Source organism: Streptomyces sp. NPDC006368 (assembly GCF_040612535.1).
GTDB lineage: Bacteria > Actinomycetota > Actinomycetes > Streptomycetales > Streptomycetaceae > Streptomyces.
Genome location: NZ_JBEXQK010000002.1, coordinates 236,459 through 261,576, shown reverse-complemented (window position 1 = coordinate 261,576; position 25,118 = coordinate 236,459). Strand labels below are relative to the sequence as shown.

At 70.7% G+C, this 25,118-nt stretch carries 19 protein-coding genes; 10 read left to right on the top strand and 9 right to left on the bottom strand.

Going from position 1 to position 25,118, the window contains the following annotated elements:
• Positions 1-100: 100 nt before the first annotated feature.
• Both ABZZ38_RS03020 and ABZZ38_RS03015 read left to right on the top strand, forming a co-directional pair.
• Positions 101-982: a helix-turn-helix transcriptional regulator gene (locus ABZZ38_RS03020; RefSeq protein ID WP_356735283.1), complete on the top strand. Its 882-nt coding sequence runs from the start codon at positions 101-103 to the stop codon at positions 980-982.
• The gene (locus tag ABZZ38_RS03015; RefSeq protein ID WP_356735068.1) at positions 933-1,226 is read left to right on the top strand and encodes a DUF397 domain-containing protein; all 294 of its coding nucleotides are present in this window, start codon (positions 933-935) and stop codon (positions 1,224-1,226) included. The genes ABZZ38_RS03020 and ABZZ38_RS03015 overlap by 50 nt, the downstream gene beginning before the upstream one ends.
• A 234-nt stretch (positions 1,227-1,460) precedes the next feature.
• On the opposite strand, the gene ABZZ38_RS03010 is transcribed toward ABZZ38_RS03015, so the two are convergent.
• Positions 1,461-1,985: a hypothetical protein gene (locus tag ABZZ38_RS03010; protein ID WP_356735066.1), complete on the bottom strand. Its 525-nt coding sequence runs from the start codon at positions 1,983-1,985 to the stop codon at positions 1,461-1,463.
• A gap of 170 nt (positions 1,986-2,155) precedes the next feature.
• Here ABZZ38_RS03010 and ABZZ38_RS03005 point away from each other — a divergent pair, with 170 nt between their 5' ends.
• The 4 genes from ABZZ38_RS03005 (at position 2,156) to ABZZ38_RS02990 (ending at position 5,743) form a co-directional block, all read left to right on the top strand.
• Complete coding sequence (locus tag ABZZ38_RS03005) at positions 2,156-2,605, top strand: SseB family protein (protein ID WP_356735064.1); 450 nt, start codon at positions 2,156-2,158, stop codon at positions 2,603-2,605.
• A gap of 57 nt (positions 2,606-2,662) precedes the next feature.
• Positions 2,663-3,151: a GNAT family N-acetyltransferase gene (locus ABZZ38_RS03000; RefSeq protein ID WP_356735062.1), complete on the top strand. Its 489-nt coding sequence runs from the start codon at positions 2,663-2,665 to the stop codon at positions 3,149-3,151.
• Between the two features lie 242 nt (positions 3,152-3,393).
• Positions 3,394-4,374, top strand: a complete 981-nt coding sequence (locus ABZZ38_RS02995) for a pirin family protein (protein ID WP_356735060.1) — start codon at positions 3,394-3,396, stop codon at positions 4,372-4,374.
• Between the two features lie 289 nt (positions 4,375-4,663).
• The gene (locus tag ABZZ38_RS02990) at positions 4,664-5,743 is read left to right on the top strand and encodes an AI-2E family transporter (RefSeq protein WP_356735058.1); all 1,080 of its coding nucleotides are present in this window, start codon (positions 4,664-4,666) and stop codon (positions 5,741-5,743) included.
• Here ABZZ38_RS02990 and ABZZ38_RS02985 read toward each other — a convergent pair.
• Positions 5,683-7,827, bottom strand: a complete 2,145-nt coding sequence (locus ABZZ38_RS02985) for a SpoIIE family protein phosphatase (protein ID WP_356735056.1) — start codon at positions 7,825-7,827, stop codon at positions 5,683-5,685. The two genes, ABZZ38_RS02990 and ABZZ38_RS02985, sit on opposite strands and share 61 nt — an antisense overlap.
• A gap of 124 nt (positions 7,828-7,951) precedes the next feature.
• Between ABZZ38_RS02985 and aspS the strand changes: the two genes are divergently transcribed.
• Entirely contained in the window at positions 7,952-9,718 is a 1,767-nt protein-coding gene (gene aspS / locus ABZZ38_RS02980) for an aspartate--tRNA ligase (protein ID WP_356735054.1), read from the top strand.
• A gap of 141 nt (positions 9,719-9,859) precedes the next feature.
• Here aspS and ABZZ38_RS02975 read toward each other — a convergent pair whose 3' ends face one another.
• From ABZZ38_RS02975 to ABZZ38_RS02965, 3 genes are all read right to left on the bottom strand, one after another.
• Positions 9,860-11,353 carry a hypothetical protein gene (locus tag ABZZ38_RS02975; RefSeq protein WP_356735052.1) on the bottom strand — a complete coding sequence of 498 codons (1,494 nt, stop codon included), beginning with the start codon at positions 11,351-11,353 and terminating at the stop codon, positions 9,860-9,862.
• Between the two features lie 82 nt (positions 11,354-11,435).
• Positions 11,436-15,158 carry an ACP S-malonyltransferase gene (locus ABZZ38_RS02970; protein WP_356735050.1) on the bottom strand — a complete coding sequence of 1,241 codons (3,723 nt, stop codon included), beginning with the start codon at positions 15,156-15,158 and terminating at the stop codon, positions 11,436-11,438.
• 428 nt (positions 15,159-15,586) lie between these two features.
• The gene (locus ABZZ38_RS02965; protein ID WP_356735048.1) at positions 15,587-16,795 is read right to left on the bottom strand and encodes an MFS transporter; all 1,209 of its coding nucleotides are present in this window, start codon (positions 16,793-16,795) and stop codon (positions 15,587-15,589) included.
• Between the two features lie 204 nt (positions 16,796-16,999).
• Between ABZZ38_RS02965 and ABZZ38_RS02960 the strand changes: the two genes are divergently transcribed.
• Positions 17,000-17,374 carry a metalloregulator ArsR/SmtB family transcription factor gene (locus ABZZ38_RS02960; RefSeq protein ID WP_356735046.1) on the top strand — a complete coding sequence of 125 codons (375 nt, stop codon included), beginning with the start codon at positions 17,000-17,002 and terminating at the stop codon, positions 17,372-17,374.
• Between the two features lie 59 nt (positions 17,375-17,433).
• Here the strand turns inward: ABZZ38_RS02960 and ABZZ38_RS02955 are convergent, their stop codons facing one another.
• A complete protein-coding gene (locus ABZZ38_RS02955) occupies positions 17,434-18,150 on the bottom strand; it encodes a ScbR family autoregulator-binding transcription factor (RefSeq protein ID WP_356735044.1) in 717 nt (238 codons plus the stop codon).
• A gap of 82 nt (positions 18,151-18,232) precedes the next feature.
• Entirely contained in the window at positions 18,233-18,916 is a 684-nt protein-coding gene (locus ABZZ38_RS02950; protein WP_356735281.1) for a response regulator transcription factor, read from the bottom strand.
• Between the two features lie 506 nt (positions 18,917-19,422).
• On the opposite strand from ABZZ38_RS02950, the gene ABZZ38_RS02945 reads away from it, so the two are divergent.
• Positions 19,423-20,412 carry a ScbA/BarX family gamma-butyrolactone biosynthesis protein gene (locus ABZZ38_RS02945; protein WP_356735042.1) on the top strand — a complete coding sequence of 330 codons (990 nt, stop codon included), beginning with the start codon at positions 19,423-19,425 and terminating at the stop codon, positions 20,410-20,412.
• Positions 20,413-20,447: 35 nt separating this feature from the next.
• The gene (locus ABZZ38_RS02940) at positions 20,448-21,335 is read left to right on the top strand and encodes a DUF2268 domain-containing putative Zn-dependent protease (RefSeq protein ID WP_356735040.1); all 888 of its coding nucleotides are present in this window, start codon (positions 20,448-20,450) and stop codon (positions 21,333-21,335) included.
• 138 nt (positions 21,336-21,473) lie between these two features.
• On the opposite strand, the gene metG is transcribed toward ABZZ38_RS02940, so the two are convergent.
• Positions 21,474-23,090: a methionine--tRNA ligase gene (metG, locus tag ABZZ38_RS02935; RefSeq protein WP_356735038.1), complete on the bottom strand. Its 1,617-nt coding sequence runs from the start codon at positions 23,088-23,090 to the stop codon at positions 21,474-21,476.
• Between the two features lie 136 nt (positions 23,091-23,226).
• Positions 23,227-25,071 carry a VWA domain-containing protein gene (locus tag ABZZ38_RS02930; RefSeq protein ID WP_356735036.1) on the bottom strand — a complete coding sequence of 615 codons (1,845 nt, stop codon included), beginning with the start codon at positions 25,069-25,071 and terminating at the stop codon, positions 23,227-23,229.
• Positions 25,072-25,118 lie beyond the last annotated feature (47 nt).

The window sequence follows — 25,118 nt, the reverse complement described above, 5'->3', positions numbered from 1 at the left end:
TGTGCGTGCTGTGACGAACCGGTCACAGCCTGGCGTCGTGCCGCGTACCGTGGAAGGGGTTTGGGTTACGCAAGGTGACTGGCAAATGGCGGTGGTAGTTGTGCCCTCCCGCAAGGATCCCGACGCGTCGGCGAACGTCCCCTCCTTCTACGGCGCCGAATTGCGCTACAAGCGCGAGGCGGCCGGTCTCACCCTTGAACAACTCGCCGAGGGCAGCTTCCGAGGAGTGCCGTTCCTGAGCCAGATCGAGCGCGGCGAGCGCCGTATGCCGCTGGATCTGGCCCGGCACGTGGACGAACGGCTCCAGACGGACGGCTTTTTCCAACGCCGCTGTGAAGACGCGCGCAGGGCCAAGCAGTCGGGGCACGCGGAGTACTTCGCGGACGTGGCGGAGATGGAACAGTACGCTGAGTCGATCGAGGACTGGGCGCCCATGCTCGTTCCGGGGCTTCTACAGACAGCCCCTTACGCACGGGCGCTCATCCGGGCCGCGATGCCCCGAGCCACGGATGACGACGTCGAAGTGAAGGTCTCCGCCCGCGTGGAGCGGGCTGTGCTGTTCGAGGCAGAGAACCCTCCGGCCTTCTGGGCGATCCTGGACGAGTCCGTGATCCGGCGCCGGGTGCTCCCGCCCCGGGGCATGGCCGAGTTGCTGACGCACATCGCGCAGGTGGTGAGGGCGACCCGGTCCATTTTGCAGATCGTTCCGGAAACGACCGCTGCCCATCCGTTCATGATGGGCATGACCAGGGTCATGACGTTCACGGACGCTCCTCCGGTGGTGTACACGGAAAGCCTGCACAGTGGCCAACTCATCGACTTTCCAGCGCTCGTGAAGCAGTACCGTGAGTCGTACGATCTGCTCAGGGCCGTCGCACTGCCGCCTGAGGCGTCCCTGGCCATGATCGATGCTGCGGCGGAGGATTATCGAAATGGCGACCAGCAACATCGACTTGAGCTCGGCATGTTGGCGCAAAAGTAGCCACAGCAATGGCACGGGTGGTGAGTGCGTCGAGGTTGCTCAGGGCTTTTCCGGCGCCGCGCGCTGGCGTAAGAGCACCTACAGCAACGGCTACGAAGGGCTGTGCGTCGAGGTCGCCGACAATATCCCCGGCGTCGTCCCCGTCCGCGACTCCAAGGCACCCCAGGGCCCTGCCCTGGTCCTCGCCGCCCGGGCATGGGTGCCGTTCGTCGAGGCGGTGAAGAAGGGCCGCCTGCCGGACTGACGTAGCGGCAGTGAGGGCATGGCCGCGCCTGGTGCGCGATGCTGCCGATCAGGTCCCGCGCCCCCTGGCGGAGGGGCGACGGCGACGAACGTGCTGAGGGTCGCCGGGGCGAGGCGGCCGGCCCACTGCGACCGCTGCGACCGGGCGTTCCGCGCGCCCGAGCGGGGTGAATGCCAGGACGCCGTACCGCCACCTCACGTCGACAGGAGCCGTGTGGGCTTCTTGCGCCGCTAGTCAGTACGCGGCCAGGTAGACCCGTACCCGATCGCCCATGCCGTCTCCTACAGGCATTTCGACGGCCTGGACGTGACTCCTCCGAGCGTCACCGACGCAGGGAGGACACGCACTCGTCGAACGAGCCCCCTTGAGTTCCTGCGGCGGGGTCAGGCCCAGGTGCTGGAAACCGTCCCCGCTCAGCGAGGAGGAAAGGTCCTGCGCCTCCAGAGGGTGCTCGGGCCGCAGGTCGTCGGCTATGGACCTGGCGGTCTTCTGGTCGGTCAGGAAGGACAACAGGTAGACGCGCTCTTGTGGCTGTACGCGCACGGCGCCCCTCACCTCGGTAGCACCGGGGGGAACCTGCGCCTTCATGAAGGCGGCGGCCTCGGGCGCCCCTGCTTCCTTCTGCCAATGCGGGTACCGGTCCTCGTCGGCGACGCGGTCGCCATGTCCGGCTGTGCAGCCGGCGAGCAGCAGCGCAGTCGCCGCGACGGCCGCGGATCCGGCCGTGTGGCGCCTCCCTGCCGCGCGCGTGTGCCTCATCGGTTCTTCTCCTCACCCCGCGACAGGTCATACGACTCGGTCCGGCCCATGGCGGGCGGTCCCGGCCCGCGCGCGACGCCGCCGCCCCGCCGCATGGGGTGAGCCCGCCCGCCCGTCCCGGTACGCGGGCGGAGCCACGAGGCAGGCTCGTACTCAGTACGCTAGGGGCCATGTACGGCTACGACCAGAACCCGGGTGCCCAGCAGCAGTACGCACCCCAGCAGGGCTACGCGCAGCAGCCGCCGCTGTACCCGGAGCCGTCGCCGCCGTCGCTCGCGGACGCCGTGCGGGCGTTCACCACCGGGTCGCTGTCCGCCGAGGACTTCCAGCAGATCTTCGCGACGTCGAAGGTGTACTGCCCGCGCGGTGACAACCCGGGCTTCCTGGCGCTGCACAACACCCAGCAGCCGGTCATCCCGATGTTCACCTCGCTGAAGGAGCTGCGCCGGTACGCGGGCAAGGAGTCCAAGTACTTCGTGATCACCGGCGCCGAGGTGATCGACCTGCTGCCCACCGGGTACGGCTTCGTCCTCGACATGGAGGGCGACCACCGGATCGTCTTCGACGCGAAGGCCGTCGAGCAGATGGTCGACTTCGCCATGCGGCGGATGTACGGCTGACCGCACGGCGGGAAATCCGGGCGACCGCCGCACATCGGTGTCCCTAGGGTGCCGTCCATGACAACCGGACTCCGCCTGGAAAAGGTGACCCCCGACAACGTCCTCGACGCCTGCCGCATCGCGGTCCATCCCACGCAGGAGCGGTTCGTCGCCCCGGTCGCGCGGTCGCTGGCCGAGGCGTACGCGCAGCCCGAGGTCGCCTGGCCACGGCTGATCTTCGACGGTGACCGGCTGGTGGGCTTCGTGATGGCCTTCTTCGACGTCCGCTTCAACCCGGAGGACCCGGAGGACCCGGACGACCGGCCCCGGTCCGGGCTCTGGCGGCTGGCCATAGCCGCCGGTGAGCAGGGGATGGGTTACGGGCGGTTCGCCGTGGACGCGGTGTGCGAGGAGATCCGCAGGCGCGGCGGCACGCGGGCCACGGTGACCTGGGGGCAGGGCGAGGACGGGCCCGAGGAGTTCTATCTGCGGCTCGGTTTCCGGCCGACCGGGGAGAAGAGCGGGGACCAGGTGGTGGGGGAGCTGGAGCTGCTGTCCGGCTCCTGAGCGAGGGGAGTGGCGCGGAGCCCGGCCTCCCGGAGCCCGTAGGGGCCCACGGCCGGGCTCCGGTGCGTTGCGGGGACGGCGAAGCCGGGGTGCGGACGGCGGGGCCGGGGCGCGGACGGCGCGCGGTTTCCGGACAGGGCAGCGTGGGACTGGGAATGGCGGGACACCGGGGCGTGTTCCGATAGCAAGAAGTTCAGTCTTCAACTAATCTGGACGCAGCCCGCCCCCGAGGAGGACCTGCCATGCCCGCCGTAACCATCGAGAACCCGCTCACGCTGCCGCGTGTCGCCGCGCACGCCGGTGCCGTGCCGCGACCGGTGCTGGCCGTGACCACCGCGCCCAGCGGTTTCGAGGGGGAGGGCTTTCCGGTGCGCCGCGCGTTCGCCGGGATCAACTACCGGTACCTCGACCCGTTCATCATGATGGACCAGATGGGGGAGGTGGAGTACCGGCCGGGAGAGCCGAAGGGCACCCCGTGGCACCCCCACCGCGGCTTCGAGACCGTCACGTACCTGATCGACGGGACCTTCGTCCACCAGGACAGCAACGGTGGCGGCGGCACCATCACCAACGGCGACACCCAGTGGATGACCGCCGGGTCCGGGCTGCTGCACATCGAGGCGCCGCCGGAGCGGCTCGTCATGTCCGGCGGGCTCTTCCACGGCCTCCAGCTGTGGGTGAACCTGCCCGCCAAGGACAAGATGAAGGACCCCCGCTACCAGGACATCCGCGGCGGCCAGGTCCAGCTCCTGACCTCCCCCGACGGCGGCGCCCTGCTGCGCGTGATCGCCGGTGAGCTCGACGGTCACCAGGGTCCCGGCATCACGCACACGCCCATCACCATGGTCCACGCCACGCTCCGCCCCGGTGCCGAGGTCACGCTGCCCTGGCGGTCGGACTTCAACGGCCTCGTGTACGTACTGGCCGGCCGCGGCTCCGTCGGCGGGGAGCGGCGGCCCGTCCACACGGGCCGGACCGCCGTGTTCGGCGACGGAGGCTCGCTGACCGTCCGCGCGGACGAGAGGCAGGACGCGAACAGCCCCGACCTGGAGGTCGTCCTCCTCGGCGGACAGCCGATCCGGGAGCCCATGGCGCACTACGGGCCGTTCGTCATGAACACCCAGGAGGAGCTCCGGGAGGCCTTCGAGGACTTCCAGGCCGGGCGGCTCGGACGGATCCCGGCCGTCCACGGCATGCAGGACGGCGGCATGCGGGACAACTGAGTCCAAGGCACCGGCATGCGGGACGACCGAGTGCGGCGCCCCGGCATCCAGCACGCCGGCGTGCGCGGCACCGGCCCGCACGGCAGCGCAGTGGCACACCCCGGTTTTCCAGCAGGTCGAGGCCCGCACCGGGCCGCCGTCGCCTGTCTCGTGCTCGGCCCCGGCCCAGGCCTCGGGCTCGGGCTCGTCGGAGCCTACGCGGGCGCGTGGCGCAGGCCGGCTGACGGTTCGTCACCCGGCCGGGGTCCGTCCACGGGCGGACCCCGGCCCGCCGTGATCCGCTGAGGGCGTGCACACGCTGCTCCCCGAGCCCGTCCGCCGCCTCGCCGCCTGGTGCGTCGTCGTCCTGCTCGTGACGGGTGTCGCCGCCATCGGCGTCTGGCTCTGCGTCAGGTTCCGGACGGCCGTCACGCCCGTGCTGCTCGCCCTGCTCGGTACGGCGCTGCTCGGGCCGCTGTACCGGCGGCTCGTCGCCATGAAGGTCAACAGGTCGCTCGCCGCCGGCCTCACCTGCACCGCCGTCGTCGCCGTCGTCGGCGGAGCCACGTACATCGTGGTCGCCGCGCTCATCGACACCGGCGACCAGATCATCACCTCGCTCCGGCGGGCCGCCACGAGCCTCGCCCGGCACTTCGGCGCCGCCGGTACCTCGCTCGACGACCTCGCCGCCAACGCGAGGGAGCTGCTCGGCAAGTTCGGCGGAACGGCCGCGTCCGGGGTGATCAGCGGGCTCAGCGTGGTCGGCGAGATGATCGCCATGGCCGTCCTCGCCCTGCTCCTCGTCTTCTTCTTCCTCCGCGACTCGGCCCGCGCCCTGCGTGCCCTGCGCTCCTCCGTCCCGCGCGACAGCGCCGACCAGGTCGAGGCCATGGCCCGCCGCGCCTTCGGGGCCGTGGAGGGCTTCATGCGGGGGACGACGTTCATCGCGCTCATCGACGCCGTCCTCATCACCGCCGGAATGCTGATCCTGCGCGTCCCCGGCGCCGTCGGGCTCGGCGCGCTCGTCTTCGTCGGCGCCTACATCCCCTACCTCGGCGCCTTCATCTCCGGCGCCGTGGCGATCCTCGTCGCCCTCGCCGACCGCGGCGTCGTCATCGGGCTCTGGGCGATCGGCGTCGTCCTCGCCGTACAACTCCTCGAAGGGCACGTCCTGCAGCCGCTGATCCAGTCCCGTACGGTCCAGATGCACCCCGCCGTCGTCATGCTGGCGATCACGGCGGGCGCCTCCGTGGCGGGGATCCTCGGGATGCTGCTGGCCGTGCCGCTCACGGCCGCCGCGTTCGGCGTGATGGGCGAGCTGCGGACGCGTTACGCGGGCGGGGGCGCCACCCCGCCGAGCTCCCCGGGCCCGCCCGCCGCATCCTCGTAGAGCTCGAACCAGATCGACTTGCCCTCGCCCCGCGGGTCCACGCCCCACGCGTGCGCCAGCATCTCCATCAGCAGCAGCCCGCGCCCCGACGACGCCATCTCGCCCGGCCGCCGCTTGTGCGGCAGCTCGTCGCTGCCGTCCGCGACCTCCACGCGCAGCCGGCGCGTGCCGTGCTCGCCGGTCGCCTCGGCGACGAGCAGCGCGTTGCCGTCGGTGTGCACCAGGACGTTCGTGAGCATCTCGGAGAGCATCAGGACCGCCGCGTCGGCCTGCTCCTCGTCCGCCCAGTCGTGCAGCAGCTCCCGCAGCTGCCGCCGGGCCGCCGCGATCCGCTCCGGCTCGGCCTGCGCGATGGTCAGCGCGGTGCGGCGGCCCGTCCGCCGGTGCGCCATGCCGTTCGTCCGGGAGAGCAGCAGCACCGCGATGTCGTCCTCGCGGCGGTCGACCAGCGGGCCCGTGGTGTGGTGCGAGCCGGGCCCGTGGACGGCCTGGACCAGGCTGTCGGCCAGCACCTCCAGCGCATCGGCGGGGTCGTGCGCTTCGAGCAGTTTGCGGATCCGGGTCCAGCCCGTCTCCAGATCGTGCCCGCCGGTCTCCAGCAGTCCGTCCGTGCAGACCATCAGCGTCTCGCCGGGCTCCAGCGTCAGCCGCGTCGTCGGATAGTCGGTGTCCGGGACGATGCCCAGCGGCAGCCCGCCCTCGGTCGGCCGCAGCACCACCGTGCCGTCGGCCATCCGGATCGCCGGGTCCGGGTGGCCGGCCCGCGCGATGTCCAGCGTGCCCGTGGCCGGGTCGACCTCCACGTACAGACAGGTCGCGAACCGCGTGGCGCCGGGATCGCCCTCCGCGCCGTCCGTGATGCCGTACAGGAAGCGCGACGCCCGCGACAGCACCGCGTCCGGGCGGTGGCCCTCGGAGGCGTACGCGCGCAGCGCGATCCTCAGCTGGCCCATCAGCCCGGCCGCCCGCACGTCATGCCCCTGGACGTCGCCGATCACCAGCGCGAAACGCCCTCCCTCGTGGCCACCGGCACGGGAGGTGCCCCCGGGCAGCTGGATCATGTCGTACCAGTCGCCACCGACCTGGAGCCCGCCGCCCGTCGGCACGTACCGCGCGGCCACCTCCATGCCGGGGATGGCCGGGCCGAGCACCGGCATCATCGTGCGCTGGAGCCCCAGCGACAGCTCGCGCTCCGACTCCGCGACCCCGGCGCGCGCCAGCGCCTGGGCGAGCATCCGCGCCACGGTCGTCAGCACCGACCGCTCGTCGGGTGTGAAGGCGACCCGGTGCTTGAACGCCGCCATCCAGGCGCCCATCGTCCGGCCCGCGACGATCAGGGGGAGGAAGGCCCAGGACTCCCTGCCGAAGCGTTCTGCCAACGGCCAGGTCGTCGGGAAGCGGGCACGGTACTCCGCCGGCGACGGCAGGTAGATCGCCCGCCCCGTCCGTACCACCTCCGCCGCCGGATAGTCGGTGTCCAGTGGCATCTCCGTGAACGGCCCGTCGTCACCCGGGTTGTGCCCGTGGTGCCCGATGATCGTCAGCCGGTCCCCCGCGACGCCGAAGACCGCCAGGCCGTCCGGCGAGAACCCGGGCATCGACAGCGACGCCGCCACCCGCAGCACCTCCGCCGTCGACCGCGCCTCCGCCAGCGCCCGGCCCGCGTCCAGCAGGAACGCCTCCCGCGAGCGGCGCCAGTCACCGGTGACGGGCGTCCGGGCGGCCGTGCCCGGCTGCGGCTCGGCGACCTCCTGGAGGGTGCCGACGAGGCAGTAGTCGGTGCCGTTCAGCAGGGGCTTGGAGCGGCTGCGTACGGTACGGATCACCCGGCCGCTCCCGTCCATGATCCGCAGCCGGGCCTCGGCGAGCGTGCCCTCGGCGACGGCGAGGTTGACGACGCCGTCGATCTCGTTCCAGTCGACGGGGTGGAAGCGGGAGCGCACGGCGCCCTCCGTCAGCTCCACCGGCTCGGCGGGCAGACCGAGGAGCCGGGCCGCCTCCGCGTCGAGCGTGACGATTCCGGTCGCGTTGTCCCAGCGCCACAGGCCGGTCGCGATGGCGGCCAGGACGTCCTCGGTACGCATTGGACCACTCTAAGAAGAGGAGCCGACGGGCCGCCACCGTGCGATCTTGGGAGCCCCCCTTGGCGCGGCCGGTACCCTTGACAGGTCGAGTTGCACCCCTATCCCGAAGACTGGATGAACGACGATGCATCGGTACAGGTCCCACACCTGCGGCGAGCTCCGCGCCTCTGACGTCGGCACCGGCGTCCGGCTGAGCGGCTGGCTGCACAATCGGCGCGACCTGGGCGGCATCCTCTTCATCGATCTGCGCGACCACTACGGCATCACGCAGCTGGTCGCCCGGCCCGGCACCGCGGCGTACGAGGCGCTCGACAAGCAGACCAAGGAGTCCGTCGTCCGCGTCGACGGCACGGTCGTCTCCCGTGGCGCCGAGAACATCAACCCCGATCTGCCCACCGGTGAGATCGAGGTCGAGGTGTCCGAGGTGGAGGTCCTCGGCGCGTCCGGCCCGCTGCCGTTCACGATCAACACCGACGACGGCGTCAACGAGGAGCGGCGCCTGGAGTACCGCTTCCTCGACCTGCGCCGCGAGCGCATGCACCGCAACATCATGCTGCGCTCGGCCGTCATCGCCGCCATCCGCTCCAAGATGGTGGCCCTCGGCTTCAACGAGATGGCGACCCCGATCCTCACCGCGACCTCCCCCGAGGGCGCCCGTGACTTCGTCGTCCCCTCCCGCCTGAACCCGGGCAAGTTCTACGCGCTGCCGCAGGCGCCGCAGCAGTTCAAGCAGCTGCTGATGATCTCCGGCTTCGACCGGTACTTCCAGATCGCGCCCTGCTTCCGCGACGAGGACGCCCGCGCCGACCGCTCTCCGGGCGAGTTCTACCAGCTCGACGTCGAGATGAGCTTCGTCGAGCAGGAGGACGTCTTCCAGCCGATCGAGAAGCTCATGACCGAGCTGTTCGAGGAGTTCGGCGGCGGTCGCCACGTCACCTCCCCCTTCCCGCGGATCCCGTTCCGCGAGGCGATGCTGAAGTACGGCTCCGACAAGCCGGACCTGCGCGCCCGGCTGGAGCTCGTCGACATCACGGACGTCTTCGCCGACTCCGAGTTCAAGGCGTTCGCGGGCAAGCACGTGCGCGCCCTGCCGGTGCCGGACGTCGCGTCGCAGACCCGCAAGTTCTTCGACGGCCTCGGCGACTACGCGGTCGAGCACGGCGCGAAGGGCCTGGCGTGGATCCGCGTCGGCGAGGACATGACCTTCACCGGCCCGATCGCCAAGTTCCTCACCGAGGACGACGTCAAGACGCTCGTCGACCGCCTCGGCCTCAAGCCCGGCCACGCCGTCTTCTTCGGCGCGGGCGAGTTCGACGAGGTCTCCAAGATCATGGGCGCGGTCCGTGTCGAGGCCGCCAAGCGCGCCGGCCAGTTCGAGGAGAACGTCTTCCGCTTCTGCTGGATCGTCGACTTCCCGATGTACGAGAAGGACGAGGAGACCGGAAAGATCGACTTCTCCCACAACCCGTTCTCCATGCCGCAGGGCGGCATGAAGGACCTGGAGGAGAAGGACCCGCTGGACGTCCTGGCCTGGCAGTACGACATCGTCTGCAACGGCGTGGAGCTGTCGTCCGGCGCCATCCGGAACCACGAGCCCGAGATCATGCTGAAGGCCTTCGAGATCGCGGGCTACGACCGCGACACCGTCGAGCACGAGTTCGCGGGCATGCTCCGCGCCCTCCGCTTCGGCGCCCCGCCGCACGGTGGCATCGCCCCGGGCGTGGACCGCATCGTCATGCTCCTCGCCGACGAGCCGAACATCCGCGAGACGATCGCCTTCCCGCTCAACGGCAACGCCCAGGACCTGATGATGGGCGCGCCGACGGAGCTGGACGAGTCCCGCCTGAAGGAGCTGAACATCCAGCTCCGCAAGCCGGTGGCGGACAAGTAAGCCGCACGCGAGGGGCCCCGGGACCGTGCGCACGCGCACACGGTCCCGGGGCCTTTCGCATGCTCGCGTTCCGGTTCGGGTTCCGGTTCCGGTTCTGGTTCGCGTTCGGTTTGGCCGACTGGACACGCACGACCACCGGGGTTACGCCGGCCGGCCCGCGAGGCTCCGGTTCCGCATGGGGAAGTCCCTGAACAGCGGTGTCTCTCCCCGCTCCGGGCCCCGCATGCGCAGGGCGTGGCTGACGAGGGCGTGGTGCAGCATGTACAGGCGGTGTTCGTCCCTGCCCCCCTCGGAGAGCCGGTCGATGACCCAGGCGATGGGCGTGGAGCCGTCGTAGGCGTCCCTGGGCTCGAACAGGAGGTGGGAGGAGCCCAGTTCCGCCAGTACGTTCAGCGTGTAGGCGAAGGGATAGGGGCGGTTGACCCGGTCGTCGTCCGTGCGGTCCAGGTCGGGGAAGCCGTCCACCAGGCGATCGAGGGTCTTGTCGCCGATCAGGTCCGTGCGGCCGGTGAGCATGGCCGTCTGGAGGATGTACGCGTACGAGATCCCGTTGAGGAAGTAGTTCGCTCCCGGGTCGATGTGCACCCACTGGCCCACGATGTCCTCCACGAGGGCGTTCAGGTCCGGGACCTCCTCGTCCAGCCGGCCGAGGTTGTGCAGGGCGATGATGTAGTACAGGCCCATGTGGGTGCGTTCCACCGGGGTGATGCGAGCCAGCAGCTCCTTCGCCTCCGCCAGCCGGTCCCGGCCGTAGGTGAGGTACTCCTCCGGCCGGCCGCTCATGGCGATGGCGTTCAGCATGGTCAGGAGCGGATAGATCTTCGTGAAGCTCTCCGACATGGGCTGGGGGAACGCCGGGGGGCTGTTCAGCTCGTCGGCGCGGTCCAGGTAGGAGAGGACCTCCTTCAGGTGGTCCCGGCCCTCGCCGTGGATGAACCGACCGAATCCCAGCAGCGAGACCACCGACAGGAGCATGGCGCCGCCGCGCCCCCGGAAGAACGGGGCCGGGATCCTCTCCAGCAGGCCCAGCGCCTCACGGACGTGGTTGCGCCGCCCGGACACAAGCCGGTCCTCCAGGCCGAGTTGGCCCAGGGCGAGGAAGACCGCGGAGTACGCGGACAGCTTCTCGTAGTGGCCGTGCCGGCCGGCGTTCTCGTCCTTGATCCGGTCCGGCTCGATCGTGTCGGCGACGGCCAGCATCTCCGCCGGGAAGTCCGTCCCGGCGTTGACCAGCAGGGTTGTGTCCAGTTCCAGCTTGGCGAAGGCGTCCATGAGGATGCAGCCGGCCATGAGCCGGAAGTACGGGTTCTCCCCGGCCCGCACGGCGTCCAGGATCGGGCCGAGGCGCTGTTCGAGGTCGGCGCGGCGCAGCGGGCGGGCGGGATCGCCGACATCGAGGACGAAGTCCGCGAGCAGCCGGGAGAACCGTGCGTAGGCGTTCTCCTCGACCCCCTTCGCGGCGAGCAGGTCGAACGCGTGGCGGATCCGCGCGGCGCCCTCGGGGTCGTAGGCGATGGGGTATTGGCCCAGGCCTATGCCGCGCACCATGCGGCTCCACGGGGTGGCGATCACGCGGGTCTCGTTCGACAGGTGGTGCAGGCCGTCCACCGGGACGGGGTACGAAGCGGAGGTCATCGCGGAGTCCTTCCATGGAGCGGGAGTTCGGGGACCGGCCCCCGGGCAGGACAGCTGCCCGGGGGCCGGGGGGAAAAAGCCGTCAGCGCGGCAGGTGCGGCAGCGGCGGCACGTCGAGGCCGAGGAACTCGGTCCTGGTGCCCTCCAGCATCTGCAGCGCCCAGTTGAGCCACTTGATGCCTTCGCAGTAGATCGCCACCGGCCTGCACTGCGTCTGGTAGGTGTCCAGGAGCGTGCCGTCCAGCTCCTTCTGGAAGTGGAACGGCGGCATGGCGGTGAAGTGCTGCCCCATCATGAACACGAACCGGATCAGCCAGTACGGATCGTCCCTCCGATAGGCCGAGTCCGGGTCGTCCAGCCCGAGCGCGGCGGTCATCACGGGGGCGAAGTAGTCCTCCATCCCCTGCGGCGCGGCGGTGTCGACCGTGCCCCCGTGGGCGGTCACGTCCCGCACCCGGTACGCCTTCCGGTACGGGTTGCCGTCCCGGAACGCGATGTCGACGCGCGGGGTCCTGCCGGCACCGGTGTCGACGGTCATGGTGAACTGCTCGAAGTGGATCTCGTCGTAGTGGCCGATGGAGTTGTGCCAGGGCTTGTTGTCGTACATCGGGTCGTCACGGGTGTCCCTGCCGTCGCTCTTGAAGCCGATGGCCCGCGGATCGAGGAACTTGATCCCCAGCGACCGGGCGGTGATGGCCTCCAGCGCCGCGTCGATGTCCTGCTGAGCCGCCCCCGACTCGATCACCCGCTGGGCGTGCAGCAGCGGCTCACTGTTGGTGATCTTTATGTTCTCGGTGTTCGTGTCGCCCATGACGAGCGAGTGGAAGGCCGGCTCGAGGACGCGCGCGAACTCCGGGGCCTCCCGGAACCGCTTCAGCAGGGCCGGTGAGTTGAGGTAGGGGACGCCGTTGACGACGATCCGCTCGGTGTCGAGAAGGTGCTCGTGGAAGGTGCGGGGCGCTGTGCGGCGGCACAGGTCCAGGCGGTCCTCGATCTTCCTGAAGTACGAGACGTCCAGCGTCTCGCCCGGCGCCGGGACGCGCTCCACGCTGTGCACCCGCTCGTTGAGCACGCGGATGATCTGTTCGTAGAGCCGGGCGACCACCGGCGGCGGGGGTCCCTGCTTCTCGACGAACCGGCTGACCTCTTCTCCCGCGACGTAGCTCATCTCGTAGATGACCTCCCTGTCGACCGTCCGGTCGCCCCGTCGCAGATGGGACGGGATGGGCACCTCCCGCTCCAGGACGGTGAAGACCTCGGGGAAGTAGCCGCGCACCGATGCGGGCAGGGCCTGGAGGAACTCGGCCTGCTTCCTGGCCTTCGTGAACGGCGGGAGCATCACGCCGTCCCCGTCCGGGTTCCACCGCGCGGTCGTGAGCGCTTCGCTCAGGATCTTGCGGACCGTGATGTGGTCCTCGCCCTCCTTCCTCACGAAGATCGTCATGGACTCGCTGCCGCCCTTGCCGAAGCCGACGACCGACTCGTCGATGTCGATGTACGCGTAGACCGTGCTGGAGAGGACCCGGCGGCTCCGGGCGTTGTCGAGGACGCGGCGGTTCTCGTCGGTCAGGGCGAGGACACACGCGTACTCGACCGCGTCCAGGGCGGGGTTGAGACGCTTCTTCCAGGCCTCGGCCGGCTCCGTGACCCGCACGACGTGCGTGGCGCACGGACCGGCGTCGACGCCGCTCTCGTCCAGGTCCGAACCGACCGCGATGATCTGGCAGTTGCCGTTGAGGTGGATCCGCCGCACCTCGGTGGTGAGGGCGGTCCCCCGGAGCACGGCGCGGGTGGCGTCCTGGAGGTCCTTCCTGGACTGGACCGGCACACCCTCCGGCGACACCAGGGGAGTCCGGGCCCGGGTGAGGCCGTTCAGCATCCGCTCGACGGCGTCCTCCCGCGAGCGCGTCGCGTACAGGGTGACGGCGTCGGCCGGGGAGAGCGCCCCGGAGACGGCCAGGGCGACCAGCCAGCCCAGCGTGTCACCGCCTTCGAGATAGGAGTCGCTCTGCGCGAACAGCGCGGGCCGGTGCTGCGCGAGGGTGTGGAACAGCAGGTACTGGTAGACGACGCGGTATCCCGCCCGGGGCACGCCGGCGCCGGCGAGGCGCAGGCCGTCGAGGAGTTGCCGGTACGCCTGGAGCGCCGTCGGCTGGGTGTCCAGCAGCGACTGGATCCCGCGGGCCACGTCGTCGTCGTCGAGGTGGGCCAGTTTGTCGAAGTGGAAGACGACGACCTCCGGGCGGCGGGTGTCGACCGTCCTCGTCACGGCGTCGCCGGCGTGGTCGATCACCTTCAGCTCGATGTAGGCGTGGCCCAGCAGCGCGGGGTCCTCGCCGGTGATCCTCTTCTTCAGCCGCGCTCTGGTGACCAGCTCACCCCGCTCGACGGCGATGTGTTCCCGGTGGTTGCGCGTGTGCTGGAAGATTTCGAGGAGCTCGTGGAACGCGGGCGACCCCTCCCGGTCGGGGCGCAGCATCTCGGCGGTGATGACGCGTCCGAGCGTCCGGGAGAAGTAGTCGTCGCAGAAGTCGCTCTCGGCGGCGAGGCGGAACAGGTCCCGGAGGGCGTCGTGGTCCCCCGCCTCCAGCCGGTCTCCGGTGGCGTACAGGTGCTCCAGCCGGGCCATCAGGCCGTCCATCACGGTGACGGCGCGCAGGAACCTGTCGGTGTCCTCGCGGCTCCCCGTGTAGCCCATGACGGGGGCGGCGACGTTGTTGTCCTTCAGCAGTTGGACGGACTTGTTGCCCAGCCCCAGCTCCAGCACCATGTCGGCGTCGAGGGTGTTGAGGACCTCGCAGGTGTCCTGCGACGCCATGACCCGGTCGGTCATGGCGAGGACCCCCTGGCGGACGTCGTCCGCGGTGGTGAGCAGGGACATGTCGTGGTTGGACACCACCGGGACGCGGGGCGTGCCGAAGCGGATCCGGTTGATGTCGAGGAACCGCTCCAGGCCCTGACGGGCGGGCCGCATCCGTGCGGAGTGGGCCAGGAAGACGGTCGGGTCCTTCAGCTCCTGGGTGGTCACGTGGGGGAACGCGGTCAGGAACCGGTCGAACCCGGCCTTGGCGCCGGCGCGGACGTAGAGGTTCGCCTGCGTCGGCGAGTAGGCCTTGTGCAGCTCCACGTCCGCGGGCGGGTACGACGCGCGGAGCGCGTCCAGGACCGCCGCGAGCGCCGCCGGGCTCTGCGCCTTCACGCCGACGACGTGGGAGGGCCCCGGCACCAGCGACGTCTCCCGGGCGGACTCGGGCAGGTAGCAGGCGATGCCCCGGGCGAACGCCTCGTCGCTGCTGCGGGCGCCGGCGGCCAGGAGCATCAGCGGCGTGAACGCCTGGGCGATCCTGACGCCGTCGGCGACGGACAGGGACCCGCTCGCCACCGCGGCCGTCAGGACGCCGAAGCTCTCGCCGGTGTAGGCGACGAAGCGGACGGGCGTCCCGTTCCTCTCGACCCGGTCCCGCAGGTACGCGTCAAGCGCCAGGCTGTGCACCAGCAGGGCCGCCCCGATGAAGCCCTGCCGCTCCAGCTTCCCCGGCGGAAGGTTCTCGGAGGCCATGAGGAGCAGGTCGGGGCGGGTGGGGAAACCGAGGGCGCGGGCGGCGTCCCGGTAGACGCGGGTGATCTCCGGGACGCCGGAGTCGAGGAGGGACCGGCCGAGGCCCTGGTAGAAGGCCCGGCTTCCGAGGCCGGGGAAGAACCCGGCGACGCGTACGCGGTCCTTGGTGCTGAGGACGTCCTCGACGAGTCCGGGCCGGTCGGTGGTGGCCGGAGCCGGGACGGCGTGGGGCAGGGAGCGGGACACGGGCATCGCCCTCTCGGGTTGGTGGGTGCGGAGACTGAAGGCGCACCTTCGTTCCGTCGAGGTGCGTCACGCGCGCGTCTTCGGGCGCGGGGAATCACGTTTCTGAGCAACGTGTCCGGGAATACGTCCGACGTTTCCATCGGGTGGCAAGAAAATTCTGTCCGACCGCCCAGCCCGTTTCAACGGATTCCGGTTCAGGCTTTGTCATGCCTTGGCAGGGCAATTCATGAAAGTTTTAGAGGACTGTCTGGAGAAGGTCAGAGAAGTGTCAAAGCTGCTGGTCGGCTTGGGTGCTCCGGCGTACCGGCTTCTTATTTCCTGACCTTTGTGAGTGCCGCTCCCGAGCAGCAAAAAATTCAGGGCCGAGGAACCTTCCGGTTCCTCGGCCCTGAATTCTTGAATTATCTGTGTGCTGTTCGTCAGCGCCTTCAGCCGACGCCGACCTCGACCTTGTCCGTGCGCGGTACGACGCCGGCCGGAGCGGTCACGGCCGCCTTGGACCGGCCGCCCAGGGAACCGGCCGTCACGACGACGAGTCCGGCGAGGGCGAGTCCGGCACCGACCCACAGCGGCGAGACGAAGCCGTAGCCGGCGGCGAGGGCGAGCCCGCCGAGCCAGGCGCCGAGGGCGTTGCCGACGTTGAAGGCCGCGATGTTGGCGCCGGAGGCCATGGTGGGCGCGTCCTGGGCGTGCTTCATGGTCCGCACCTGGAGGCCGGGGGCGGTCGCGAGGCCGATGGTGCCCATCAGCAGCAGCATGATGACCGTCGCGACCTTGCTCTCCGCCGTGAGGGCGAAGGCGCCCATGACCACGGCGAGGACGGCCATGATGCTGATCAGGGCGGTGTTCACGGACTTGTCGGCCGCCTTGCCGCCGACGAAGTTGCCGATGAACGTACCGACGCCGAACAGGACGAGCAGCCACGGCACGGCGCTGGTGGAGAAGCCGCTGACCTCGGTGAGCGTGAAGGCGATGTAGGTGTAGCCGCCGATGACACCGCCGAAGGCGAGGATGCTCAGCGCGATGGAGACCCAGACCTGGCCGCGGCGGAAGACGGCGAGTTCGCTGCGCAGGTTGGTCTGCGCCGCCGCGGTGGTCCGCGGCACCAGGACCTGGATGCCGATCAGCGTGATGACACCGATGACCGTGATGGCCCAGAAGGTGGAGCGCCAGCCGAGCTGCTGGCCGAGGAAGGTGCCCAGCGGCACGCCCAGGACGTTGGCGGCGGTCAGACCGCCGAACATCAGAGCGATGGCGCTGCCCTTCTTGTTCTCCGCGACCATGTCGGAGGCGACGACGGCGCCGATGCTGAAGAACGCTCCGTGGCACAGGGCCGCGACGACCCGGCCGACCATGAGCAGCGAGTACGTGGGGGCGATCGCGGAGATCAGGTTGCCCGCGATGAACAGCAGCATCAGGGCGACGAGGACCTTCTTGCGGTCGAAGCGGGCGATCGCCGCCGTCAGCCCGAGCGCGCCGATCGCGACGCTCAGCGCGTACCCGGAGATCAGGTACCCGGCGACCGACTCCGTGACGCCGAAGTCACCCGCCACGTCCGGCAGCAGACCTACGATCCCGAACTCCGTGAGGCCGATGCCGAAGCCCCCGAGTGCCAGGGCGATGAGCCCAATAGGCATGTGAAAACCCTCCGTTGCAATGGCATGCGGTACGGGACCGTGCCGTGCGGAACAGCGACTTATCGAAGTATCGCAGAACCTCGATACGTCGTGTCAAGTGGTTCCGCCCATCGGTCGGCCCAGGGTCGCGAAGCCGACGATGGCGTAACGTATCGACTATCATCGATGAATCGAAATCGGCTCCACACCCGTTCGGGAAGGCCCATGACGACACACGACACGCCCACAACAGGCGAGCTCACGCCCTTGATCGAACCGCTCAAGGCGCTCGCCCACCCCGTGCGGCTCCAAGTACTCCAGTGGCTGCGTGAGCCCGAGGACCACTTCCCCGTCAATCCGGCCGTCACCGATCCGCGCAAGGTCGGTGTCTGCGTCAGCCATATCCAGGCCAAGACCGGACTCGCGCAGTCCACCGTCTCCGCCTACATGGCCATGCTCGAACGCGCCGGGCTCGTACGCTCCACGCGCGTCGGGAAATGGACCCATTACCGGCGCGACGAAGAGCGCATCGCCTGGCTCATCGAGGAGATGAGAGGAGGCATCGGAAGCGTCGAACTCGCGGCGATCGCCGCGGCCTGAACCCGCGGGCCGGAGCGCCCCCGCGGTCCCGGACCCGACGGTTCACCGATGCCGGTTGTCTACGGACAGCCGGCATCCGCCGTCGCCGCGGGCGCCCGGGGGCCGACGGACTCCGCACCGCGGGCCCCGACGTCCACGGCCGCCACGCCGGCGGCCGCGGCGTCCACGTGCTCGGGCAACGCGGTCGTGCGCAGCCGCGGGAGCATGCCCGGGGCTGCCAGGCCCGGCAGGATCAGCCGCCACAGCGCGGAGACCCGGGCCGGCAGGTCCCGCCGATTGCTGTAGGCCTGCGACATCACCTGGAGGCCGGTGAACGAGCCGACAAGGGTGGAGGCGACCTCCGGCAGATCCGTCCCCGGCAGGAGCTCGCCCTGCCGGTCGGCCTGGAGCAGCAGCTCCTCTATCACCGTCACGGCCTGGTTGTAGGGCGTCTGCGCCGGGGTCGAGAAGGACGACTGCTCGACGACCAGCCGGACGCTGGCCCGCAGGACCTTGTCGTACTGGAGCCGGCCCGCGAATCCCAGGGTGAGGTCGATGACGGCCTGCAGTTTCACCGGCTGGTCGGGCACCAGCAGGGCCTCGCTCTGCGCCTCCACCAGCGCGGCCGCGATCGCTTCCTTCGATGGGAAGTGGTGATACAGGGCGCCCCGGGTGAGACCCGCCCTGGCGAGGATCTCGTTCGTGCTCGCCGCGTCATAGCCGCGCTCGCCGAACACGTCCGCGGCGGCCTCCAGGATCGAGCGTTTCGACCTGATGCCTCGCTCCTGCTGAGCCATCCCTGTCCTCGTATCAGAAACAAACAAACCTGTCTGCATTGTAAGCCGCCCTGCGCGGGCCGCCGCCCGGAACCCCCGTCCGTCACGGGTGCCCGAGGCGAAACCCCACCCCGCGCACCGTGACGATCCAGTTGCTCGACCCGAGCTTGCCCCGGAGGCTGCTGACGTGGGTGTCGATGGTCCGCCCCCGGTGCGACCAGTCGTCGTCCCACACCTGACGCATCAGCTGGCGGCGGGAGAGTGTGGTGCCGGGTTGGGAGGCGAGCAGGTACAACAGGTCGAACTCCTTCGGGGTCAACTCCACCCGCCGGCCCGCCAGCAGGAGTTCGCGGCTCCCCGCGTCCATGCGCAGCGGCCCGTGGGTGAGGACCCGCGCCACCGGCCGCCGCGGACGGGCCCGGCGCATCACCGCCTCCATGCGGGCGAGCAGTTCCCGGAGGCCGTACGGCTTGACGACGTAGTCGTCCGACCCGGCCTGGAGCCCGAGCACGCAGTCGAGTTCGGCTCCGCGCGTGGTCACGGTGATGACGGGGACGTCACCGACCGCCCGGATCCGTCGGCACACCTCCAGTCCGTCCAGATCCGGAAGGTCGAGATCGAGCAGGATCAGATCGACGCTGTGGTGCGCCTGGAGCGCCTTGGCGCCGGTGGCCACGCTCCTGGCCAGGTAGCCGTGGCGGCGCAGCTCCTGCACCAGGGTGTCCGCGGTCCGGGCCTCGTTCTCGACGACGAGCACGCGTAGCGCCTGCCCGCTGCCGGCCCCCATCGGGTCCGCCGCGGTCTGTGGCGGGAAACCGCCGGGTGGGACGAGCGCGGGCCGCGGGCCCCGCTGCTCGATGGGCGGTCTCTCTGCGTCCACGACCTGCTGATTCATCTTCCCCCTCCTGAGTCACGCCACAGCGAACTGTTGTGCGCTCACGGTGAGGGACCGTATCAGGCAAGGCTGTCGGATTGTCAATGTACTTCCGTCGGAGCGTGGGTCCGTCGATGCCGACCGCCCGGAGTGGGGGATAAGCCCTGGTAACAGCCGAGGGGCAGTGACATATCGGCACCGTTATGGCTACGTGGGACCCCACTGCCGTAGGGGGCGGGCCGTAAAAGGTGGCCGTAAGCAGGGTCCGCACCGTACGCCTTGCGACGCTTGAGAAAGGTTTTACTCAGAAAACAGACAGGTCGGCCTGTATCTTTGAGGCTGCACGCGTTCCAAGCGACGGGGGGTCCGGGCGCGCGGCCCGGTCGACCCCTGTCCACAGACAGGCAGGAGTGCCGCGGATGCCGAGCACAGTGCAAGCCCCCGGGATGGACGCCGCCTCGGTGACAAGGTCACTGCTCACCACCACGGTCCCGCGCGGATACGTCCACCGCGCCTCCGTGGCGGAGGTGCTCCTCACCGGCTGGGAAGCCGACACCAGCGCTCAGGCCGCCACCACCGCTTCAGCCGGTCTGTCGGACTCCTTCGTCGTCCGGGCCCAATGGCCACGGAGCCACGCGCTCTTCGCCCCGGCCGGCGGGCACCAGGACCCGCTGCTCCTGGTCGAGTCGATCCGGCAGGCCGGGATACTGCTGGCCCACGCCGAGTACGACGTGCCGTTCGGCCATCAGTTCCTGATGTGGGATCTGTCGTTCACCGCCACCGCTTCCGCGTTCGCCACCGGTTCCACCCCGACCGATGTCGAGTTGCACGCGGTGTGCCACGACATCGTCCGCCGGGGCCGGTCCCTCGCCGGCATGCGCTACGACCTCACCGTCCGGCGCGACGGACTGCCCGTGGCGACCGGCGGCGCGCGCTTCAGCTGCACCAGCCCCGCCGTCCACCGGCGGCTGCGCGGCGAGCGCCCCACCAGGACGGGACGCGCCCTGCCGGAGCCGATCGACCCCGCCGAGGTCGGTCACACGGACCGGCAGCACGTCCTGCTCGCCGCTCCGGCGGCGAACCGGGGCACCCGCTGGGAGCTTCGCGTCGACACCGACCACCCGGTCCTCTCCGACCACCCGGTCGACCACGTCCCCGGCATGGTGCTGATCGAGGCGGCCCGGCAGGCGGCCCGCGCCGCGACCCGGCAGCCCGACGCCCTCCTCGTCGGCCTCGACAGCACGTTCACCCGCTATGCCGAGCTCGACGCGCCGTGCTGGATACAGGCCCGTGTCGAACCCACCGAGGCGGACGAGGACCTCCGCGCCCATGTGCACGGAACCCAGTGGGGAGAGCGCGTGTTCGCCGTCGATCTGGTCCTGCGACGTCCGGCCGCACGGACGGCTTGACCCTCACGCGACGGGAGGACCTACGGTCCCGGGTCATGAAGATCATCGTTCATGACACGGCGTCCGCCATGCTCGATCTCCTTCGGCGCCCGCTGGAGGAACGGCCCGACGCCCTGAGGGACATGCTCAGCCCGCTGCGGAGCGCGATGTCCGCGGTGGGTGATATGGACCTGGTCCGGATGCACCGGATGGGCAGCGGCTTCCGGATCGATCGTGACGACCCGCGATACCCGGCAGCCCTGACACGGATGCGGGACGCGGGGGTGTGGGACCGGATCGAGAGCTGCCTCACCGACGGGTGGGAGCGACTGAGCGGAGCGGTGCCCGGAGCCAGGACCGCCGAGACCGTGCACGTCGTCCTGGTGCTCGGAGACCCCGACGACGATCTCCTGACGGTCCGCAACGCCGGCTACTTCGGCATGGGCGGTATCCCCGGTGCGCTCCACCTGACGATGTGGCCCACCCCGACCAGCTTGGCGAAGATCGGCTACGCTGCGGCGCACGAGCTCCACCACAACGTGCGCTACGCCAACGTGACCTGGGACCCGATGACGGTCACGGTCGGCGAGCAGGTCGTCGCCGAGGGGCTGGCCGAGGCGTTCGTACGGGAACTGGCGGGCGAGCGCGCCATGGGGCCCTGGGCGACGACCCTGTCCGCCGAGGAACTGGACCACGCCTACGAGAAGGTCACGGCCGGGATCGACGTGGCCGGGATGCGGAACCTGCCCCCGTACGTGTACGGCGACGCCACCGCGCAGCGCATGGGGCACCAGCCCCTCGGGCTGCCGGACTTCGCCGGCTACGCGGTCGGCCTCCGCATCGTCGACGCCCACCGCGCGGCCACCGGCCTCACCGCCGCCGAGAGCACGACACTGTCGGCCCGCGACATCCTCAGGAACGCGGGCGTGCCGACCAGCGCGTGACGCCGCCCGGCCGGGCAGCGACGCAAGGGGGTGCGCCCCGGCCCGCCTCACGGAGAGGCGGAGCGGGGCGCACGGTCGTACGACGGGCGGGGGCCGGGCCGCGTACGTCCCGTACGCGGCCCGAACACCCCCTGCTCCCTAGTCCTTCTTCGGCTCCTCCAGGCGCGGGAACAGCACCGCGCCCTTCGTGACGGTCGCGCCCGCGGGGAGACGGCCCCACGTGGCGGCGTCCTGGACGCGCTGGTCGGCAAGGGCGCCCAGGGCCGGGGCCGCGCCCAGGGACTCCCACAGCTTCTGGGACGTCTCGGGCATGACCGGGTTCAGCAGGACCGCCACCGCGCGCAGGGACTCCGCCGCGGTGTAGAGGATCGTCGCCAGCCGGGCCCGGCCCTCCTCGGAGGTGTCCTTCGCGACCTTCCACGGCTCCTGCTCCGTGATGTAGCCGTTGACCTGCTTCACGAAGTCGAAGATCGCCAGGATGCCGCCCTGGAAGTCCAGCTCCTCGCCGATCTTCCGGTCGGCCTCCGCGACCGCCTTCGCCAGGCCGTCCTGGACGGCCTGCTCGGCGGGGCCGGACGCGGTGGCGGAGGGCAGGGAGCCGTCGAAGTACTTGCCGACCATCGCCGCCACGCGCGAGGCGAGGTTGCCGTAGTCGTTGGCGAGCTCGGAGGTGTAGCGGGCGGAGAAGTCCTCCCACGAGAACGAGCCGTCCTGGCCGAACGCGATCGCCCGCAGGAAGTACCAGCGGTACCCGTCCACACCGAAGTGCGAGGTCAGGTCCTGCGGCTTGATGCCGGTCAGGTTCGACTTCGACATCTTCTCGCCGCCGACCATCAGCCAGCCGTTGGCCGCGACCTTGCCCGGCACCGGAAGGCCCTGCGCCATCAGCATCGCCGGCCAGATGATCGCGTGGAAACGCAGGATGTCCTTGCCGATGAGGTGCACGTTCGCCGGGAACGTCTCGTCGAACTTCGCCTGGTCGGAGCCGTAGCCGACGGCCGTCGCGTAGTTCAGGAGCGCGTCGATCCACACGTAGATGACGTGCTTGTCGTCCCACGGGACCGGAACGCCCCAGTCGAAGGTCGAGCGCGAGATCGACAGGTCCTCGAGTCCCTGCCGGACGAAGTTCACGACCTCGTTGCGGGCCGACTCCGGCTGGATGAAGCCCGGGTTCGACTCGTAGAACTCGATGAGCTTCGGGCCGTACTCGCTCAGCTTGAAGAAGTAGTTCTCCTCCTTGAGGATCTCCACCGGCTTCTTGTGGACCGGGCACAGTTTCGTGCCGTCCTCCGCCTCGATGAGGTCACCGGGGAGCTTGTACTCCTCGCAGCCCACGCAGTACGGGCCTTCGTACCCGCCCTTGTAGATCTCGCCCTTGTCGTACAGGTCCTGCACGAACTCCTGCACACGGTCCGTGTGCCGCTTCTCCGTGGTGCGGATGAAGTCGTCGTTCGCGATGTTCAGGTGCTCCCAGAGGGGCTTCCACGCCTCCTCGACGAGCTTGTCGCACCACTCCTGCGGGGTGACCCCGTTCGCGTCGGCAGTGCGCATGATCTTCTGACCGTGCTCGTCCGTGCCGGTGAGGTACCACACCTTCTCGCCGCGCTGACGGTGCCAGCGGGTGAGCACGTCGCCTGCGACGGTCGTGTAGGCGTGGCCCAGGTGAGGAGCGTCGTTGACGTAGTAAATGGGGGTCGATACGTAGAAAGCCTTCACGCCTTCGTCCCCCTGCTTCTCGGATCCAGTGGCCGCCATGGTCGAAATCCTATCCGCCCCCGGAAGCGGTCCTCACCTTCGTTTCAGGTGGGGAGACGGCGCGGGGCCGCCCCCCGGCGGTCGAGGGACGGCCCTGAGTGCCCCCGGGTGATCCCGGGTGGTGACCCCGGGGCGGTCAGACCGACCAGTCCGCGAGGACCTCGCGGTAGAAGGTGGCGTGCGGGACGTCGCGCGGCGTGGGGCCGGCGTGGAAGAAACCGGCGTTCGGCGCGTCCAGCTTGCGGAGGTAGTCGAACGCCTTGGACTCCTCGTCGCCGAACGCCACGAACTGCCAGCGGATGGCGCCGTGGCGCGCGGCGGCGTCGGCCAGCGCCTGGGTGGCGGCCGTCTTCGACTCGGGCGCGCCGTCCGTCTGGAACAGCACGAGCGCGGGCCGGTCGGCCGCGCCGGACTTCTCGTGCCGGTCCAGCACCTCGCTGACGGCCCGGTCGTAGTTGGTCCGGCCCATGCGGCCGAGGGCGCTGTGCAGAGCCTCGATCCTGCCGTCCACGTCGTCGAGAGTCACCTCGCCGGTGCCGTCGATCTCGGTGGAGAAGAAGACGACGGGCACGGTGGCGTCCTCATCCAGGTGCGCGGCCAGCGCGAGGGCCTGCTCCGCGAGGTGCTGGGCGCTGCCGTCCTTGTAGTACGGACGCATCGACCCGGACCGGTCGAGCACCAGGTACACGGTCGCCCGCGCACCGGTGAGCCCGCGCTTCTTGAGCGCGGCCCCGGCCGCCTTGTACGCCTCGACGACCACCCCGCCCTCGGGCGCCCGCGCCTTGACCCGGGCGAGCGGGACGGCGGGCTTGCCGTCCCCGGGGGTCGCGGAGGCGGGGGCCGCCCCGGTCTCCTCCGGCTTCGGGGCGGCGGCTGCCGGCTCCTCGGTCTGGGGCTCCTCGGTCTGGGGTTCCCCGGACCGGGGCTCCTCGGTCTGGGGCTCCTCGGACCGGGGCTCCTCGGTTCGGGGCTCCTCCGGCTTCGGGGCGGCGGCTGCCGGCTCCTTGGGCTGCGGTTCCTCGGCGTGCGGCTTGTCAGCCGGCTCGTCCTCCGCCTGTGCGGTGGTCGCCACGGCGGCTTCGGCCTGCGGCTCCTCGGACGGAGCCTCTCCGGCCTGCGGTTCCTCGGCGTGGGCGGGGGTGGCCGACTCGGCGGGGGTGCCCGATTCGGTGGCGGGCTCGGCCTGCGGCTCCTCGGCATCGGCGAGGGTGGCGGACTCGGCTGCGGCTTCGGGCTGCGGCTCCTGCGCGTCGGCGGGGGCGGTCGGCTCCGTCGCCTCGGCGGTGGCGGGCTCCGGCTCCGGCTCCTCGGCGTCGGCGGGGGCGGTCGGCTCCGTCGCCTCGGCGGTGGCGGGCTCGGCCTGCGGCTCCTCGGCATCGGCGAGGGTGGCCGACTCGGCGGCGGCTTCGGGCTGCGGCTCCTGCGCGTCGGCGGGGGCGGTCGGCTCCGTCGCCTCGGCGGTGGCGGGCTCCGGCTCCGGCTCCGGGTCGGGCTTGGGGTCCGACGGGGACGCCTCGGTGGGGTCCTCCACCTGGGGGGCGGCGGCCGACTCGGCGGCGGGGGCGGCGGCCTCGGCGGCCTCTGCCGCCTCCGCGGGCTCCGCCGCCTTCACGACGGGGTCCGAGCCCGTCGGCGGGGAGGCGTCGCGGGCCGCCGGGACCGTGGTGCGGCGGGGGCGGGGGGTGTCGAACGCGGCGGCCACCAGCTCCGCGGCCGCCTGTTCCGCGGAGGAGGACTTCGCGGAGGAGGACTTCGAGGGGGACGACTTCGCGGAGGTCGACTCCGTGACGGACGCCTCCGCGGGGGACGAGTGTTCCGCGGCCGACGCCTGTTCCGCGGCGGACGGCGCTGCCGGGGACGGAACCGTCGCCGGGGGCACCGAGCGTTCCGTCTGGGGCGGGACGGAGGGGGCTGCCGCCGACTCGTTCCGCTCCGCACGGTCGCGTCCAAACACCTTGCGCAGCAAGCTCCGAATGCCCATGGGCGAGGCCTTTCGCATGTTGGGGTGCCGTGTATGTCCGTACTGCG